Raw genomic sequence first — 16,218 nt, forward strand, 5'->3', positions numbered from 1 at the left:
TCAGTTGGTGTGGTCGGTGCGGTCCCCGGCGTCCACGACCAGCGCGGAGGCGAAGCCGCCGTGGCCGCGGGCCAGGACCACCGCCGTCCTGGGCGCGGTGTGCCGCGGACGGTCGACGACCAGGTCGATGCCCAGCCCGGAGGCGGCGCGGCCGGGGCCGGCGGTGTGCGGGATCACTCCGGCGCTCAGGCTGAGCAGGGCGGTCGCCACGTCCAGGGCCGCGCCGCCCGCGTACAGGCGGCCGGTGAGCGTCTTGGGCGCGGTCACCGGGACGCGGCCGGCGCCGAACACCTCGTTGATCGCGGCGGCTTCGGCGCGGTCGAGGTCCGGGGTGCCGACGGCGTCCGCGAAGACGACGTCCACGTCGTCCGCGCCGACCCCGGCGTCCACCAGGGCCCGGCGGATCACCGAGGCGAGCACGGGCGGGCGCTCGGACCCGGCCGGCGGGTCGAACCCGGCGGCGTAGCCGAGGATCCGGCCGTAGTGCTTCGCGCCCCGCTCGCGGGCGCCCTCCTCGGTCTCGACGACCAGGATGGCGCCGCCCTCGCCGGGTGCGTAGCCGGCGGCGGCCTCGTCGAAGGGCAGGTAGGCGCGGGCCGGGTCGTCCTCGGTGGACAGCGCGCCGGTGGGCAGCTGGGCGGTCAGGCCGTACGGGCACAGCGAGGCGTCCGTACCGCCGGACAGCACCAGCCGGGAGCCGGTGTCGAGCAGCCGCCGGGACTGGCCCAGGGCGTCCAGGCCGCCGGCCTGTTCGGCGCAGATGACCCCGCAGGGCCCGCGCATGCCGTGCCGGATGGAGACCTGGCCGGTGGTGGCCGCGTAGAACCAGGCGATCGACTGGTAGGCGCCGACCCAGGCCGGTCCCTGCTGGTACAGCTGCTCCATCTCGCGCTGGCCGAACTCGGTGCCGCCCGACGAGCTCGCCGTGACCACGGCCATCTCGTACTCGGGCAGCTGCTCCGGGTCGACGGCCGCGTCGGCGAGCGCCGCCTCGGCCGCGGCCAGGGCGAAGTGGGTGAACCGGTCGGTGCGGGCGATCAGGCCCTTGGGGACCTGCTCGCGCGTCTCCCATCCGGGCACCTCCCCGGCCACCTTGACCGGGTACGAGGACGGGTCGAAGCGGGTGATGCGGCCGAGGCCGCTCTTGCCAGCCAGCACCGACTCCCAGTGCTGGCGGACCCCGATGCCGGTGGGGGCGACCACACCCAGGCCGGTGACGACCGCGGGGCGCCGCCGACCCTCGGGTATGCCGAGCGCGCTCATGCCGCCTCCCTTCCGTGGCCGCTTCCGGGGCGGCCGAGAATCAGGGCGCTCTGGAAGCCGCCGAATCCGCTGCCGACGCTGAGCACGTGGTCCATGCGGTGCTCGCGGGCGGTCACGGGGACGTAGTCGAGGTCGCACTGGGGGTCGGGGACCGAGAGATTCGCGGTCGGCGGCACCACTTGATGACGCAGAGCCAGAGCACAGGCGGCCACCTCCAGCGAACCGATCGCACCCAGCGAGTGCCCGATCATCGACTTGATGGAGCTGACCGGGATCTCGTACGCGCGCTGTCCCAGGCTCCGCTTGAACGCGGCGGTCTCGTGCCGGTCGTTCTGCTTGGTGCCCGAGCCGTGCGCGTTGATGTAGTCGATGTCCTCCGGGTTGAGCTGCGCCCGGTCCAGGGCCACCGAGATGGCCTCGGCCATCTCGCGGCCCTCGGGCTTGAGCCCGGTCATGTGGAAGGCGTTGGAGCGGCTGGCGAAGCCCGCCACCTCGGCGTAGACGGTGGCGCCGCGCAGCCGGGCCGACTCCTCGCTCTCGATGACCAGGACGGCGGAGCCCTCGCCGAGCACGAAGCCGTCGCGGCGGCCGTCGAAGGGCCGGGAGGCGGCGCCGGGTTCGGCGGTGTTGGGCGTCGTCGCCTTGATGGCGTCGAAGCAGGCGAGGGTGATGGGCGACAGCGGGGCGTCGGTGGCGCCGGCGATGACGATGTCGGCGGTGCCCTCCTCGATGAGCTGCACGCCGTGGGCGACCGCGTCGAGGCCCGAGGTGCAGCCGGTGGAGATCAGCGCGACGGGGCCCTCGGCCCCGGCCTGCCAGGCCACTTCGGCGGCCAGCGTGCTGGGGACCATGTAGCCGTACAGGTGCGGGACGCCGTAGCTGTGGTCGACGAGCCAGTTCTTGCCGCCGTCCGACAGGACGACGTACTCGTCCTCCAGGCCGGTGGTGCAGCCGACGGCGCTGCCGATGCTGACGCCGATCCGGCCCGGGTCGCCGGCTCCGAGGTCGATGCCGCTGTCCTCGATCGCCTCGCGGGCGGCGACGACCGCGAACTGGGCGGCCCGGTCCATCCGGCGGATCTCCTGGGCGCTCAGGCCCGCGGCCACCGGGTCGAAGTCGCACTCGGCGGCGACCCGGGAGCGGAACTTCGACGCGTCGAACAGGCTGATCTCCCGGGTGGCCGTGCGGCCGTTGGAGAGGAGGTCCCAGTAGGCGTCCCGGCCGATGCCGCCGGGGGCGACGGCGCCGACCCCGGTGATGACGGCTCGACGGCTCATCGGGCCCCTCCGACGTCCGGGTTGGCGCCGCCCTCTACGAGCGGGGCCTCGGTGTCGACGTGGCCGAGCTCCGGACGCGGCGCCAGCGGGGACAGGTGGAAGACCACCTGCGCCGTCTCCTGGCCGTTGTTGACCAGGCGGTGGCGGACACCGATCGGGACGAGCAGCGAGTCGCCGGGGCCGATGCGCACCGGCTCCCCGTCGAGGGTGATCTCCAGCTCGCCGGAGACGACGTGCAGGAACTCCTCGGAGTACGGGTGCAGGTGCTCGGTGACGTACTCGCCGCCTCCCAGGCGCAGCGTGCCGCCGAAGCCGGAGGTGCAGCCGACCGTGCGCGGGCTGAGGGTGATCCGGATGTCGCCGCCGCGCTTGCGGTTGGAGACGACCTCTTCCAGGTTGACCTTGGTGGGGGTGGCGGAGGTGGTCATCGGGCGCCGCCCAGGTTCGGGGCGGACGGCGGGGTGATGGCGACGCCGCTCTCCGGGGTCCAGGAGTAGAACGGGACGGCCATCGCGTCGCGCGGCTCGCGCCAGTTCGGGTCGTACGGGGAGATGAACTCCTGCAGCCGGGTGTTGATGTCGTTGTACAGCGGGTGGCTGCGCGCCTTGTAGAGGTTCGGGCCGATGTCCTGCTCCGCCTCGACGAGGTGGAAGTACAGGTCGTGGAAGGCGAACAGGGTCCGCCTGGAGACGCCCACCATGTGCGGCAGGTCGGTGTTGTCCGAATCCGCGAAGACCTTGGCGACGCCTTCGGCGTCGGCGAGTCCCATCCTCGCCACGATCAGTGTGCGGTGCACGTTGCCCTCCTGGCTTCCTCGGTCGTTGACTCACCCTCGCGGGTGCGTCTCGAAGCTGTCTTGAAACGATCTGGACCGGCGGCCCGCACGGTCAGAGCCGCAGGTCGATCCGGTACTCGGTCAGCCAGGTCTCGAGCTGCAGCACCATTTCCATGCTGGCCCGCTCCACCCAGGCGAAGGCGCCCTGCGGGGAGCCGTCGGCGGTCAGGGCGTCGGCGGACGCCGAGGTGTCGAGCAGGCCCGCGACGGCGGCGCTGCGGTCGGTGGCCAGTTCGACGAACCGGCGGCGCACGAAGTCCCCGTAGGCCGCTTCCTGGGTGGTCGGGTAGGCGCTCTTCTTGCGGTGCAGCACCGCGTCGGGGAGCAGGTCGGCCACCGCGGAGCGCAGCAGGCTCTTCTCCACGCCGTCCACCCGCTTGAGGGCGGCCGGCACGTTGTAGACGTACTCGACGAGCGCCCGGTCGCAGAACGGCGGCCGCAGCTGCACGCCGTGCGCCATGCTCATGCGGTCGGCGCGGTCGAGGTGGGTGGGCGCCCAGCGGGTCAGGGCGAGGTAGGTGACCTCGCGCGCCCGGCGCTCCTCGGGGGAGTCGCCCTCGACGTGCGGGACCTCGGTGAGGGCGTCGCGGTAGTGCTGGTCGGCGTAGCCGAGGAAGTCGAGCTCCTTGCGCAGCTGCCGGTCGATCATGGAGGTGCCCAGGCCGCCCGCCGCGGCGTCGTGGCTGCGTTCGAAGTTGACCCACGGGAAGGTCTGCGAGTTGCTGTGCTGGGGGTCGTAGGCCCAGAAGTAGCCGTTGAAGACCTCGTCGGCGGTCTCGCCGGAGAGCACGGCGGCGAAGCCCGCCTCGCGCAGCCGGGCGAAGAACTGGATGAGCGAGACGTCCATGTCGCCGAGCGGGGACGGGGCGTCCTGGCCGCGCAGGGCCGCGGCGTGCACCTCGGGGTCGGTGAGGGCGGCCGTGTCGAGGAGGATCTCGCGGTGCTGCGAGCCGATGTGCTGCGAGGCGAGCGCCGCGTAGGGGGCGTCGGGCGTGGAGCGCATCGTGGGGTGCGGCTCGAAGTTCTCGGTGTAGCCGGTGAAGTTCACCGAGAAGCTCTGCAGCGGGCCGCCGCCGGCGCCGGTGAGCGTCTTGTGGGCGAGCGCGGTCAGGGCGCTGGAGTCGATGCCGCCGGAGAGCATGGCGCCGACGGGGACGTCGGCGCGCAGGTGCGAGGCGACGGCGTCGGCGAGCAGCCCGCGGACGGTGGTGATGGTGTCTTCGAGGCTGTCGGTGTGCTGCCGGGCGGGCAGCGACCAGTAGCGCTGCTCCTGGCTGCCGGGGCGGCGCACGACGAGCACGTGGCCGGGGACGACCTCGCGCATGCCGCGGTAGACGGAGGTGCCGGGCTTGCGGCTGTGCGCGAACAGCTCGCGCAGGCCGTCGGCGTCGACGATCGGGGCCACGTACGGGTGGGCGAGGATCGCCTTGGGCTCGGAGCCGAACAGCACGCCGGTGGGGGTCGGGTAGTAGCTGAGCGGCTTCACGCCGAGGCGGTCGCGGGCCAGCAGGAGCTCCTGGCTGCGCACGTCCCACAGGGCGATCGCGAAGAGGCCCTCGAGGTGGGTGAGGAAGTCGGTGCCCCACTCCAGGTAGGCGTGCAGGGCGGTCTCGCCGTCGCCGCCGCCGGTGAACCGGTGGCCCTTGGAGGCCAGTTCGGCACGCAGCTCGGGGTGGTTGGTGACGGTCCCGTCGAGGGTGAGGACGGCGACGGTGGTGCCGCCTTCGGTGGCGAAGACGGCCGGCTGCCCGCCGGTCTCCGTCACGTCGAGGAGGGCCAGGCGCCGGTGGGCGAGCGCGGCATGGCCCTCGGCCCAGATGCCCTGGCCGTCGGGGCCGCGGTGGGCGAGGGTGGCCGCCATGGTCTCGACGACGGCGGCCTCCGGGGACAGGTCCCGCTCGAAGTCGACCCAGCCAGCGATTGCGCTCATCGGGAGGTCCTCTCATTCATGGCGAGTTCGGTGGTGTCGCTGGTGGTGGCCGTCACGGCGACCAGGGCGAGCGGAATGCCGGCGACGGCGGCCCGGAAGTCGTCCAGGGTGGGCGCGGGGCCGTCCTCGGCGACGAGGATGCCGAGGCGGCGGTGGGCGGCCTCGGCGCCGTAGCGCTCGTACAGCTCCAGGTAGCCGCGGGCCGTGCGCTCGGGGTCGGTGACGAGCTCGAAGCGGACCGGCTCGCGGCGGCCGCGCCAGGTGAGCTCGCCGTCGGCGCCGCCGGCGAAGTTGTGGCGCCAGGCGCTGCCGGTGGCGATGACGAGGCCGTCGGCGAGGCGGTGCACGCCCGCGGGCACCGTGTGCGCGCCGCCGCTGCGCCGGCCGGTGAAATGCAGCAGGGCGAGGTGTTCGGCGACCGGGCCCGGGTCGGGCCGGGAGAGGATCGCGATCATGCGGGCGTTGGCGGCGGCGCGGTCCTCGGCGCCGGGCAGGGCCCGGGCGACGCGGGGGGCGCCTTCGAGCGCCTGCCCGGGGGCGGCCGTCATGAGAGCACCACCGCGGCGGCCGTCAGGGTGCAGCCGGCGATGGCGAAGCAGGTGCGCACCAGGTGCCAGTCGCGCCACTGGGTGCGCGGGTCCTGCCAGTCGGGACCCAGGTCCTCGGGCTGCGTCTTCTTGACCCGGTTGTTGATGGGTACGTTGCGGGTCTGCGAGACGATGGCGACGCCGGTCATGGCCAGGGCCGCGGCGATGAACAGGGCCCGCGGACCGGTCTCGTCGGCACGCACGGCGAAGACCACGTCGACGACGACGGAGCCGGTCACGATGAACGGCATGAAGCGGTCGTACCGCTTGCCGAGCAGTTTGTGGGTGTCGACGTAACGGTCCGGGGTCATCGCGATCAGGGCGGGCATGACGCTGACCGCCACGGCGAAGAGCACGCCCGCCACCAGCCCGGTGCCCAGCAGCACCAGCACACTCAGGGTTTCCAGCACGGCCCGAGGCCTCCCGTCCAGCATGGATCGTCAACAGCGGTACGAAGGTTTTCAGCCGGGGCTCGCGCGCCGCTTGAAGCGGTCTGGACGCGGCCGGCGCCCGGCGTCACGGGTGGTGGCGGGTGCGTTCGAGGTCCGAGCGGTCCTCTAGCCGGGCCGTGTTGGCTGGCCGGGAGTGTCCGGAACCGCATGGAGACGGCAGCGGCATCGAGAACAAGGAGCACATCCGATGGCGGAGCAAACCGACGTACTGATCGTGGGCGGCAGCATGGTGGGGCTGGCCCAGGCGCTGTTCCTCGCGCAGCAGGGCATACGGCCGGTCCTCGTCGAGCGGCACACGCACATCTCGGCGCACCCCCGGGCCCAGGCGGCCAGCCCCCGCACGATGGAGCTGATGCGCGCGCTGGGCCTGGAGCAAGCCGTGCGCGCGCAGGAGAACCCGCACGCGCAGTACGGCGACATCCTGCAGGTGCAGTCGCTGACGGGCGCCGAACTGGGCCGGTTCGACGGTCCCTTCCGCCACGACCCGAACGAGGTCAGCACGACCGGCTGGACCCTGATCGGCCAGGACCGCTTCGAGCCGGTGCTGCGCGCGAAGGCCGAGGAGCTGGGGGCGGACATCCGCTTCGCCACCGAGCTGGTGAGCTACGAGCAGGACGAGGACGGGGTCAGCGCGGTCCTGCGGGACGTGCGGCACGGCACCGAGACCGAGGTCCGCGCCAAGTACCTGGTCGCGGCGGACGGGGTCCGCAGCGAGATCCGCGAGGGCCTGGGCATCGGCACGCACGGCCAGGGCGTCTTCGGCCGCCAGATGAACGTCATCTTCCACGCCGCGCTCGACGAGTACGTCGCGGGCCGCGAGTTCTTCCTCTGCTTCGTCAGCAACGACAAGGTCAAGGGCGTGCTCGGCCGGCTCGACAACGCGGACCGCTGGGTGCTGGCGCCGAGCCTGCCGCCGGAGGAGACCCACGCCGAGTACTCCGAGGAGGACTGCATCGCGATGGTGCGCGCCGCGGTCGGCGTGCCTGACCTGGACGTGGCGGTGGAGTCGAGCACCAGCTGGGAGATCGCGGCGCGGATCGCCGACCGGTTCCGCTCCGGCCGGGTGCTGCTGGCCGGCGACGCGGCCCACATCATGCCGCCCACCGGCGGTTTCGGCGGCAACATGGGCGTGCAGGACGCGCACAACCTGGCGTGGAAGCTGGCTCTGGTGCTGCGCGGGCAGGCCGGCCCTGAGCTGCTGGACAGCTACGAGGAGGAGCGGGTCCCGGTCGCCGAGTTCACCACCGAGCAGGGCGTCATCCGCTACCTGCAGCGCAGCGGCCTGGACGAGGAGGCCGCGGCCCGCCACCGCCCGGAGACCACGGTGCTGTTCGGCCACGTCTACCGCTCGGGCGCGGTGCTGTCCGAGCCGGGCGACGACGACGGCGCCCCGGTCGAGGACCCGACCCAGCCGTCGGGCCGCCCCGGCACCCGGGCCCCGCACTTCGAGCTGCGCTCCGGCGGCGGCGACGCGCCGCTGCACGACACGCTGACGGGCGGCTGGCGGCTGCTGGCCGGGCCCGACAGCGGGCTGTGGGAGCGGGCGGCGGGCCAGGTCTCCCGGCTCACCGGCATCGACGTCGCCTTCCACCGGGTGGGCGGCGAGGAGCCGGCCGAGGTCGTCGAGGAGTTCCTGAAGAAGTACGGGATCACGGCCACCGGCGCCGCGCTGGTCCGCCCGGACGGGTTCGTGGCCTGGCGGGCGGCCGAGGAGCCCGCGGACCCGGCGGTCGAACTGTCGGCGGTCGTCCACCGGGTGCTGTCGCGCACGGTCTGACAGCAGCGCTCACAGCGGAAGACGACTCGGCGCGCCTCCCGGATCCGGGAGGCGCGCCGAGTCGTTGCGGGCAGAGCCCGGGGTCAGTCCAGCGACAGGATCTGGCGCAGCAGGCCGGTCACGGTCTGCGCTACGTCTCCTTCGGGGCCGGCCTGGGAGCGCCAGGCGACGAAGCCGTCGGGGCGGACGAGGACGGCGCCGCCCTCGGAGACCCCGTACCGCTCCTTGAAGGTGTCCTCGGTGTCGGCGTAGTCGCCGCCCTCGCCGATGCCGCGGACCGTCAGCACCAGGCCGAGCTCGCGTCCGGCCGCGGTGGCGGCGGCCCACGGGGCGGTGGGGCCGGCGGTCAGCAGGGTGAAGCCGACCGGGAAGAGGTCGACGGTCGAGAACGGGCCGTGCTCACCGGTGACGAGCACGTGCGGGGCGCGCGAGCCGGGGCGGCCGCTGGGCTTGTCCGGGTCCTCGGTGACGGTCCACAGATCCGGGTCCTCGCCAGCGAACGCGCCCGCCGGGTAGGCGTAGCCGAAGGTCATCGTGGTCTCGTCGACCAGGTCCTTGGCGACGTCCTGGAACTGCTTGCCCTCGCGGACCGCGAAGCGCAGCATGGCCTGGCGCACGGTCTCCTCGGCGACCGCGCGTCGCTCGGAGTCGTACGAGGCCAGCAGCCCCTGACCGGCCTTGCCCGCCAGCACCAGGGCCAGCTTCCAGGCCAGGTTGTACGCGTCCTGGATGCCGGTGCTGGCGCCGAAGGCGCCGGTGGGCGGCATGACGTGCGCGGCGTCACCGGCTATGAGGAAGCGGCCCGCGGTGAACGTGTCGGCGACGCGCGCCGAGATGTCCCAGGCGGGCATGTTGACCGACTCGATGGTCAGTTCCAGGTCGGGGACGCCGACGGCGGCCCGGACCAGTTCGACGCAGCGCTCGGGGGTGAAGTCGTCGGCGCTCTGCCCCTTGTCGGGGAAGAAGGAGACGTTGATGACCCACTTGCGGTCGTTGTCGATCGGGATGATCGTGCCGCGCACCTCGGGGTTGTTGACGTAGGCGGCGATGATCTTCCGGCCGCGCAGGGCCTCTTCCAGGTCGGCGTCGAAGAAGAAGCTGACCAGGTTGGTGAGGGTGCCGCGGCCGTGGGATCCGATGTCCAGCAGTTCGCGGACGGGGCTGCGGCTGCCGTCGGCGGCGACGAGGTACTCGGCGCGCAGCGTGTAGCTCTCGCCGGTGCCGGCGTCGGTGAGCGTGGCGCTCACCCCGTCGGCCTCCTCGGTGACGGCGTCGAGGCGGGTGTGGAAGCGCAGGTCGACGCCGACCTCCTCGGCCCGCTTGCGCAGGATGGGCTCGAGCTGGTTCTGGTCGATCAGCGTCCACTGGGCGGGGCTGATGCGGCTGATGTCCTCGATGGAGGCGTTGGGCATCCGGACCCGCTCGTTGCCCGCGAGGGTCTCGACGTGGATCAGGTCGGTGTTGCCGGAGATCGGCGAACGTCCGGCCTTGACCCGGTCCTCCATGCCCACCGCGCGGTACAGCTCCATGGTGCGCGGGTTGATGGCACGGGCCTTGGGGTGCGTGGAGGTGCCGGGGTGGCGCTCCACCAGCGTGGCCTTCACCCCGTGGTGGGCGAGGAACACGGCGGCGGACAGGCCCGCGAGGCCGCCGCCGACGATGAGTACGGGCACCTTCTCCTGGCTCATGGTGATTCCTTGGGTGGTCGGGGCGGCGGACGGCTCCGTGTGGGCGGTCATCGGGTCGCGGTCACCAGCGTGTGCGTGCCGAGCAGCGGCTCGGCGGCGACGGCGGTGAATCCGGCCTCGGTGAGCCAGGTGCGGACGTCGTCGATGCGGTACTCCGAGCCGTCCTGGCTGACGAGGCGCATGTGGAGGCTGGAGAGCAGGCGCTCGGCGTTGCGGCGCTCGTCGTCGATCATCCGGTCGTAGATGAGGACCTGGCCGCCGGGGTTGACGGAGGCGAAGACGCGGCGCAGCAGTTCCTGCCTGCGGTCGGTGTCGAAGCCGTGCAGGATGTGGCCGAGCACGATGACGTCGGCCTTCGGGATGTCGTCCGCGAAGAAGTCGCCGCCGGTGAACTCGACCCGGTCGCCGAGGCCGAGGCGGGTGGTGTGCTCGGTGAACAGCGGGCGGGTGCGCTCCAGGTCGAACACGCCGGCCTTCAGGTGCGGGTGCTCCTTGACCAGGACGGAGGCGAGGTTGCCGCGCGCGCCGCCGAGGTCGATGAAGGAGGAGTGCCGGCTCCAGTCGATGCTGCCGGCGAGCTCGATGCCCATCCGGTCGCTGTACGCGTCGAGACCGGCGAAGAAGCGCTTCATCTTCTCGGGGTCGTTGTGCGTGTTCCCGACGAAGCCGCCCTTGTCGGGGTCGAGGTGCTGCGGGGCGCCGGTGGTCAGCGCCTCGGTGAGCCGGCCCCAGGTGCCGTACAGGGTCTCGTTGGTCAGCTCGACGAAGCCGCCGAGGTAGGTGGAGGTGCCGGGCACCAGGTACGCCTGGGCCAGCGGCCCGTTGCTGTACTGGTCGCCGGTACGCTCCAGCAGGCCGAGACCGGCCAGCGCGTCCAGGAAGTCGGCGGCCATGCGCGGGTGCAGGCCGGACGCGGCGGCGATGTGGTCCGCGCCGGCCGGTCCCTCGGCGAGGGCGCCGAACACGCCGAGCGTCACGGCGCTGTGCAGCACCTTGGCCGCGCAGTCCGCGATGGTCAGCTTGATCAGCGGACCGGGGTCGACCGCCGCGGCCGTCGTACGGTCATCGGTCGTTGTCACGCGAGCCTCCTAGCAAACCGTGGGGGACCGCTTCGGTCCTTCTCCCGACAATGGCCGGTTCGCGTGGAGTCCCACTCGAAGCGGCCTGAAGCCGCGGGGCGGGGCAGCGCGAGGGGTGCGGGCGTACGGGGCAGCGGACATGGCGAAGTGCCGCCCTCCCACCGCGGGTCGCGGGGGCGGGCGGCACTTCGGCCATGTCACACGCGGGGGATGGTGTGATCAGGCCGTTTCGGGGGAGCTGTCGGCCGTGACCGGGGCAGTCTCCTTGGCGGCGGAGTCGGCGGGCGCTCCGTCGCCGCCGCCACCGTGGTGGCGGGAGCGGAGCGTGCTGTTCTTCATCAGCAGGGTGAGGACGAGGCCGACCACCAGGACCGGCACCGCGGCGATGAACACCGGGGTGAGGGCGGCGGCGTAGGCCTGCTCGATGGCGGTGCGCACCGTGGCGTCGAGCGAGTTCAGGACCGTGTCCGAGGAGAGCGAGTTGTGGTCGACGCCGTTCAGGGCGCCGGCCGGGACGCGGTCGGCGATCTCGTCGGTGAGGCGGCCGTAGAAGATCGCGGCGAAGAGCGAGATGCCGATCGAGGTGCCGAAGGAGCGTCCGAAGGTCACGGTGCCGGAGACGGCGCCCATGTCCTGCGGAGGCGCGGTGTTCTGGGCGGCCTGCGTGAAGACCTGGGCGGAGAGGCCCGAGGCGAGGCCGAAGACCAGCATGTAGGCGATGGCCAGGGCGCGCGGGGTGTCGGCGTCCATGGTGGACAGCAGGACGGCGCCGACGATGCCGAGCGCCATGCTCAGGATCGGGAAGATCTTGTACTTGCCGGTCTTGCCGATGATCTTGCTGGAGACCACGGAGGTGAGCACGAGGCCCAGCATCATCGGCAGCAGGACGAAGCCGGAGGTGGTGGGGCTGGCACCGGTGGCGACCTGGACGTACAGGGCGAGGAAGTTGACCGTGCCGACGAAGACGATGCCGCAGATCATGGTGCCGAGCAGCGAGATGGTGAAGGTGGAGTCCTTGAACAGCCGCAGCGGGACGATCGGCTCGGCGGCGGCGGACTCGGCCTTCACGAACAGGCCGAGGAGCAGCAGCGTGGCGAGGCCGAGGCCGATGATCTGCGGGGAGGTCCAGGAGTACTCGACGCCGCCCCACGAGGTCAGGAGCGTCACGGCGACGATGGCGCCGGAGAGGGTGACGATGCCGGCGTAGTCGAGCTTGGACTCGCGGACCTTGCGCGGCAGGTGCAGGTACTTGGCGAGCAGGGCGACGATCACGGCGCCGACGGGCAGGTTGACCAGGAAGACCCAGTGCCAGCTGAGGGCGTCGGTGAGCAGGCCGCCGACGGCGGGGCCGGCGAGGGAGGCACCGGCGAAGACCATGCCGAACATGCCGTAGTACTTGGCGCCTTCGCGCGGGGTGAACAGCTCGCCGATGATGGCGAGGACGGAGACGAAGAGGCCTCCGGCGCCCAGTCCCTGCACGATACGGAAGACGATGAGCAGCTCCATCGAGCCGGCCAGGCCGGACAGGGCGGAGCCGAGGAGGAACAGGGCCATCGCGGAGAGGTAGACGACCTTGCGGCCGAAGAGGTCTCCGAGCTTGCCGTAGATGGGCGTGGTCACGCTGCTGGCGATGACGTACGCGGTGGTCACCCACGCGAAGAGGTCGATGCCGCCGAGGTCGCCCGCGATGCGGGGAAGGGCGGTGGCGACGATCTGCATGTCGAGGATGGCCACGAACGCGGAGAGCATGCAGGCGACCATGACCGGGGTGACTTTGGTCCCGGAGGGGTGCAGCCCGCCGGATGCCTGAGCGGTGGGAGCGGACAAGGTGGTGCCGCCTTTCGAATCGGTGTGCGCGATCCCCGTCGCACCGGCTGCTGAGCTACGGCCGGCGTCACCTGGCTGTTCCGCCCGAAAGGGGCTGGGGAAGGTCACGATGGTTGTGTGTGGTGATGCGGATGCTGTTGGGGGGGGTGCGGCCGGCCCGTCCCGGGGGTGGACGGGCCGGCCGGTTCTCGGCGCAGCCTCAGGGAACGAGGACGACCTTGCCGAGCTGGGCACGGGCTTCCATGAGCTCGTGGGCCTTGGCGGCCTCGTCGAGCGGCAGGCGCTCGTGGACGACCGGCTTGACCTGGCCGGAGCTGATGAGCTCGAAGAGGTGGCGCTGGCCTTCGGCGATCGCCTCGGGCTTGTTGTAGAGCATCGCGTAGAGGCTGAAGCCCGCGACGTTCTTCATGCGGGACAGGGCCAGGGTGGGCAGGTCCGGGATGTCGCCGGAGGCCGAGCCGTAGAAGACGAGGGTGCCGAACTGGGCGGTGATGCCCAGGGACTTCAGCAGGACGTCGCCGCCGACGGTTTCCAGGACCACGTCGGCGCCGCGGCCGTCGGTGGCGGCGAGGACCTGGTCGACCCAGTCCTCGTCGCTGTAGTTGACGGTGACGTCGGCACCGAGCTCGCGGGCGAAGTCGCACTTGGCCTGGGTGCTGGCGGTCGCGATGACCTTGCCGGCGCCCATCGCCTTGGCGATCTGCACGGCGAGGTGGCCGACGCCGCCGGAGGCCGCGTCGATCACGATGGTCTGGCCGGGCTGGAGGCGGCCGGCCTCCTTGATCGCGTGGTACGCGGTCTGGGCCGGGCTCGGCAGGAGGGTCGCGGCGGCGGCGTCGAGGTCCTGCGGGATCTTGATGAGCCAGCCGGTGTCCGCGACGACGTACTCCGCGTAGGCGCTGTGGTCGATGTCGCCGACGACGCGGTCGCCGACGGCGAGGTCGGTAACGCCTTCGCCGACGGCCTCGATCGTGCCGGCGACGTCGCCGCCGGGGGCGCCGGGCAGACCGGCGTGGCCGCCGATCGGGATGCCCTGGCGGCGCTGGACCTCGGCGAAGGTGACGCCGATGGCCTCGGCGCGGATCAGAACCTGACCCGGACCGGGCTGCGGCTTCTCCACCTCTTCGAGGCGCAGGACAGACGGAGCGCCGTGCTCGTAGTGGCGGATGATTCGCATGATTTCTCCAAACGGTATTTCCGTCGAGCCGTCGCGCTGGGCCGCGGCTCCGTCCGGGGGGCCGGATACATGTGCATGTTGTCATGCATTTGATTGCGAGTCCACACGTGATGGCCTCGCGGGGCGTTTCTTTACCGATTACTTAAAGACGGCGCGGGTGGGGTCGGTGACCCCGGCCCAGGTCTCCAGGGCCGTACGCAGGCCCTCGGCGACCTCCTCGGCCGAAGCGCTCTTGTCCGCGGCCCAGGCGACGTATCCGTCGGGACGGACCAGCACACCGGCGAGCTCCGGCTCTTCGGCGCACTCGGCGACGATGTGGCCGACGCGGCCGGCCCACTTCAGCGGCGCGGCCCACTCGTTGTAGACCTCGGAGATCTCCGGGCGGCCGGCGAGGTCGAGCAGCGCGAAATTGCCCCGGCGCAGGTACTTCGGAAGGGTCCGGGTGCCCTCCTCGGTCTTCAGCGTCAGGTCGCGGGCGAAGTCGCCGAGCAGCCGGTGCTCGGGGCCCTCGATGTCGTAGCGGACCCGGACACCGCTGAGCATCTCGGCGATGTGGCGGTTGACCTGATCCTTGGTCATCAGGGTCTGGAAGAGCTCGCGCAGCTGGGTGACGTACGGGTCGGGGTTCATCAGCGCGATCTGGGCGCGGGTGTTGGCCAGTACGGCGCGGGCCGGCTCCTGGCGCTCCTTGTCGTACGTGTCGAGCAGACCCTCGGAGCCCCAGCCGTTGATGGTGGCGGCGAGCTTCCAGCCGAGGTTGAGGGCGTCCTGCAGGCCGAGGTTGACGCCCTGGCCGCCGACGGGGAAGTGGGTGTGCGCGGCGTCGCCGGCGAGCAGGACGCGACCGGAGCGGTAGGTCTCGGCCTGGCAGGCGGAGTCGGTGAACCAGGACAGCCAGCGCGGCTCGCTCGCGCCGAGGTCGTCGCCCCAGATCTCGCGCAGGCTGGCGGTGAACTCCTCCAGCGTCAGCTCGGAGCCCGCTTCCTTCGTCGTCTCGAAGTCGAAGGTGGCGACGCGGTGGTAGGTGTCGTCGAGCGGGACGCAGAAGAGCAGGCCGCGCTCGGTGCGCTCCATGCCCATCGGCGCCTTCTCGCGGTCGGCGAGGACGACGTCGGCCAGGCGCGCGGTGACGCGGCCGCCGGTGCCGGGGAAGCCGATGCCCGCGGACTTGCGGACCAGGCTGCGGCCGCCGTCGGTGCCGACGACGTAGCGGCCGCGCAGGGTGTACGAGCCTTCGGGGCCGGTGACGTCGACCTCGGCGCCGTCCTCGTCCTGACGGACGGCGGTCACCTCGTGGCCGCGGCGGATCTCGACGCCGAACTCCTCGGCGCGCTCCTCCAGCAGCCGCTCGGTGCGGGTCTGCTCGGAGAGCAGCGCGTAGTTGTGGGCGCTGTCGAGCAGGGAGAAGTCGACCCAGACGTCGAGGCCGGCGAAGTGGCCGTTGCTCCACGAGTGGGCGCCGTCGCGGAAGCGGTCGGCGAGGCCGCGGCGGTCGAGCGACTCCAGCGAGCGGGCGTGCAGTCCGAAGGCCTTGGAGTGGGGGGTCCGCTCGGCGAGGCGCTCCAGCACGACGGGCTTGGCGCGGGCGATGCGGAGTTCGGAGGCGAGCAGCATGCCCACCGGACCTCCGCCGACGATGAGGACGTCGAAGTCGAAGTCCTTGGTGTCCGGCATTGCAGTCCTTCCAGAGGGGGGTTGGGGGTTTCTATGACGAGGAAAAATTATATGCTTGCTGTCATGCAAACGCTTGTGAGCATACACATGCTCGCTGTCCTCGATTACCACGCCTAGGATGTTCGCCATGGAGACTTCGACCACCAGGCAGAAGACCGCGCAGCTCCCCTCCGCGCACGGCGCGCTGGCCGCCGCCGACCCGCTGGACGCGGTCGGCCCGGCCTTTTCGCGGCTGCGCCGCGCATCGGCGCTGAACGTGGAAAACCCGGTGTCCCGCAAGGACATGACCCGGACGCTGGTGCTCAACATCGTGGAAGAGGGGCCCGAGCACGACGGCCAGGAGATCACCGTCGGAGTCGTGGCCGAGCGCCTCGCGGTGGACCCCTCCGTGGCCAGCCGCATGGTCACCGACTGCATCTCCGCCGGCTACCTGATCCGCGCCGCGTCCCAGCAGGACGGGCGCCGGACGATCCTGCAGATGTCGGACGAGGGACTGGCGATGCTGGCGGCGTTCCGCCGCCACCAGCGGGCCGCTTTCGAGTTCATCACCCGGGAGTGGCCCGACGACGAGCGCCTGCAGTTCGCCCGCCTGCTGATCAAGTACGTCGACTCGGTCGCCGAGATGCGCGGCGCCCAGGCCGACGGATAACCG

Annotated in this window: 14 protein-coding genes; 2 read left to right on the forward strand and 12 right to left on the reverse strand. The window is 71.9% G+C overall.

Annotation, left to right across the window (positions count from 1 at the left end; translation table 11 throughout):
• The 7 genes from OG737_RS34700 to OG737_RS34730 all read right to left on the reverse strand — a co-directional run bounded on the left by OG737_RS34700 (position 1) and on the right by OG737_RS34730 (position 6,302).
• Positions 1 to 1,263 (reverse strand): ketosynthase chain-length factor, encoded by a 1,263-nt coding sequence (locus tag OG737_RS34700; protein ID WP_331723513.1) that lies wholly within the window; start codon positions 1,261 to 1,263, stop codon positions 1 to 3.
• On the reverse strand, positions 1,260 to 2,540 hold the full coding sequence (locus tag OG737_RS34705) for a beta-ketoacyl-[acyl-carrier-protein] synthase family protein (RefSeq protein WP_328930691.1): 1,281 nt from the start codon (positions 2,538 to 2,540) through the stop codon (positions 1,260 to 1,262). Before OG737_RS34705 ends, OG737_RS34700 begins: the two co-directional genes overlap by 4 nt.
• Complete coding sequence (locus OG737_RS34710; protein WP_328930692.1) at positions 2,537 to 2,968, reverse strand: cupin domain-containing protein; 432 nt, start codon at positions 2,966 to 2,968, stop codon at positions 2,537 to 2,539. Before OG737_RS34710 ends, OG737_RS34705 begins: the two co-directional genes overlap by 4 nt.
• Positions 2,965 to 3,336: a TcmI family type II polyketide cyclase gene (locus OG737_RS34715; RefSeq protein WP_328930693.1), complete on the reverse strand. Its 372-nt coding sequence runs from the start codon at positions 3,334 to 3,336 to the stop codon at positions 2,965 to 2,967. The genes OG737_RS34710 and OG737_RS34715 overlap by 4 nt, the downstream gene beginning before the upstream one ends.
• Before the next feature lie 91 nt (positions 3,337 to 3,427).
• Complete coding sequence (gene asnB, locus OG737_RS34720) at positions 3,428 to 5,305, reverse strand: asparagine synthase (glutamine-hydrolyzing) (RefSeq protein ID WP_328930694.1); 1,878 nt, start codon at positions 5,303 to 5,305, stop codon at positions 3,428 to 3,430.
• A complete protein-coding gene (locus tag OG737_RS34725) occupies positions 5,302 to 5,853 on the reverse strand; it encodes a hypothetical protein (RefSeq protein ID WP_328930695.1) in 552 nt (183 codons plus the stop codon). Before OG737_RS34725 ends, asnB begins: the two co-directional genes overlap by 4 nt.
• Entirely contained in the window at positions 5,850 to 6,302 is a 453-nt protein-coding gene (locus OG737_RS34730) for a DUF1772 domain-containing protein (RefSeq protein WP_328930696.1), read from the reverse strand. Before OG737_RS34730 ends, OG737_RS34725 begins: the two co-directional genes overlap by 4 nt.
• Positions 6,303 to 6,531: 229 nt before the next feature.
• Between OG737_RS34730 and OG737_RS34735 the strand changes: the two genes are divergently transcribed.
• Positions 6,532 to 8,121: an FAD-dependent monooxygenase gene (locus OG737_RS34735; protein ID WP_328930697.1), complete on the forward strand. Its 1,590-nt coding sequence runs from the start codon at positions 6,532 to 6,534 to the stop codon at positions 8,119 to 8,121.
• Positions 8,122 to 8,204: 83 nt separating this feature from the next.
• On the opposite strand, the gene OG737_RS34740 is transcribed toward OG737_RS34735, so the two are convergent.
• The 5 genes from OG737_RS34740 to OG737_RS34760 form a co-directional block, all read right to left on the reverse strand.
• On the reverse strand, positions 8,205 to 9,809 hold the full coding sequence (locus OG737_RS34740; protein ID WP_328930698.1) for an FAD-dependent oxidoreductase: 1,605 nt from the start codon (positions 9,807 to 9,809) through the stop codon (positions 8,205 to 8,207).
• A gap of 47 nt (positions 9,810 to 9,856) precedes the next feature.
• The gene (locus OG737_RS34745) at positions 9,857 to 10,888 is read right to left on the reverse strand and encodes a methyltransferase (protein ID WP_328930699.1); all 1,032 of its coding nucleotides are present in this window, start codon (positions 10,886 to 10,888) and stop codon (positions 9,857 to 9,859) included.
• Positions 10,889 to 11,107: 219 nt separating this feature from the next.
• The gene (locus tag OG737_RS34750; protein WP_328930700.1) at positions 11,108 to 12,715 is read right to left on the reverse strand and encodes an MDR family MFS transporter; all 1,608 of its coding nucleotides are present in this window, start codon (positions 12,713 to 12,715) and stop codon (positions 11,108 to 11,110) included.
• 199 nt (positions 12,716 to 12,914) lie between these two features.
• Complete coding sequence (locus OG737_RS34755) at positions 12,915 to 13,892, reverse strand: zinc-binding dehydrogenase (RefSeq protein ID WP_328930701.1); 978 nt, start codon at positions 13,890 to 13,892, stop codon at positions 12,915 to 12,917.
• A 138-nt stretch (positions 13,893 to 14,030) separates the two neighbouring features.
• Entirely contained in the window at positions 14,031 to 15,566 is a 1,536-nt protein-coding gene (locus OG737_RS34760; protein ID WP_331723516.1) for an FAD-dependent monooxygenase, read from the reverse strand.
• A 127-nt stretch (positions 15,567 to 15,693) separates the two neighbouring features.
• On the opposite strand from OG737_RS34760, the gene OG737_RS34765 reads away from it, so the two are divergent.
• On the forward strand, positions 15,694 to 16,215 hold the full coding sequence (locus OG737_RS34765; RefSeq protein ID WP_331723517.1) for a MarR family winged helix-turn-helix transcriptional regulator: 522 nt from the start codon (positions 15,694 to 15,696) through the stop codon (positions 16,213 to 16,215).
• The last annotated feature ends 3 nt before the right edge of the window (positions 16,216 to 16,218 follow it).

This window comes from Streptomyces sp. NBC_00122 (assembly GCF_045160845.1).
Classification (GTDB): Bacteria; Actinomycetota; Actinomycetes; order Streptomycetales; family Streptomycetaceae; genus Streptomyces.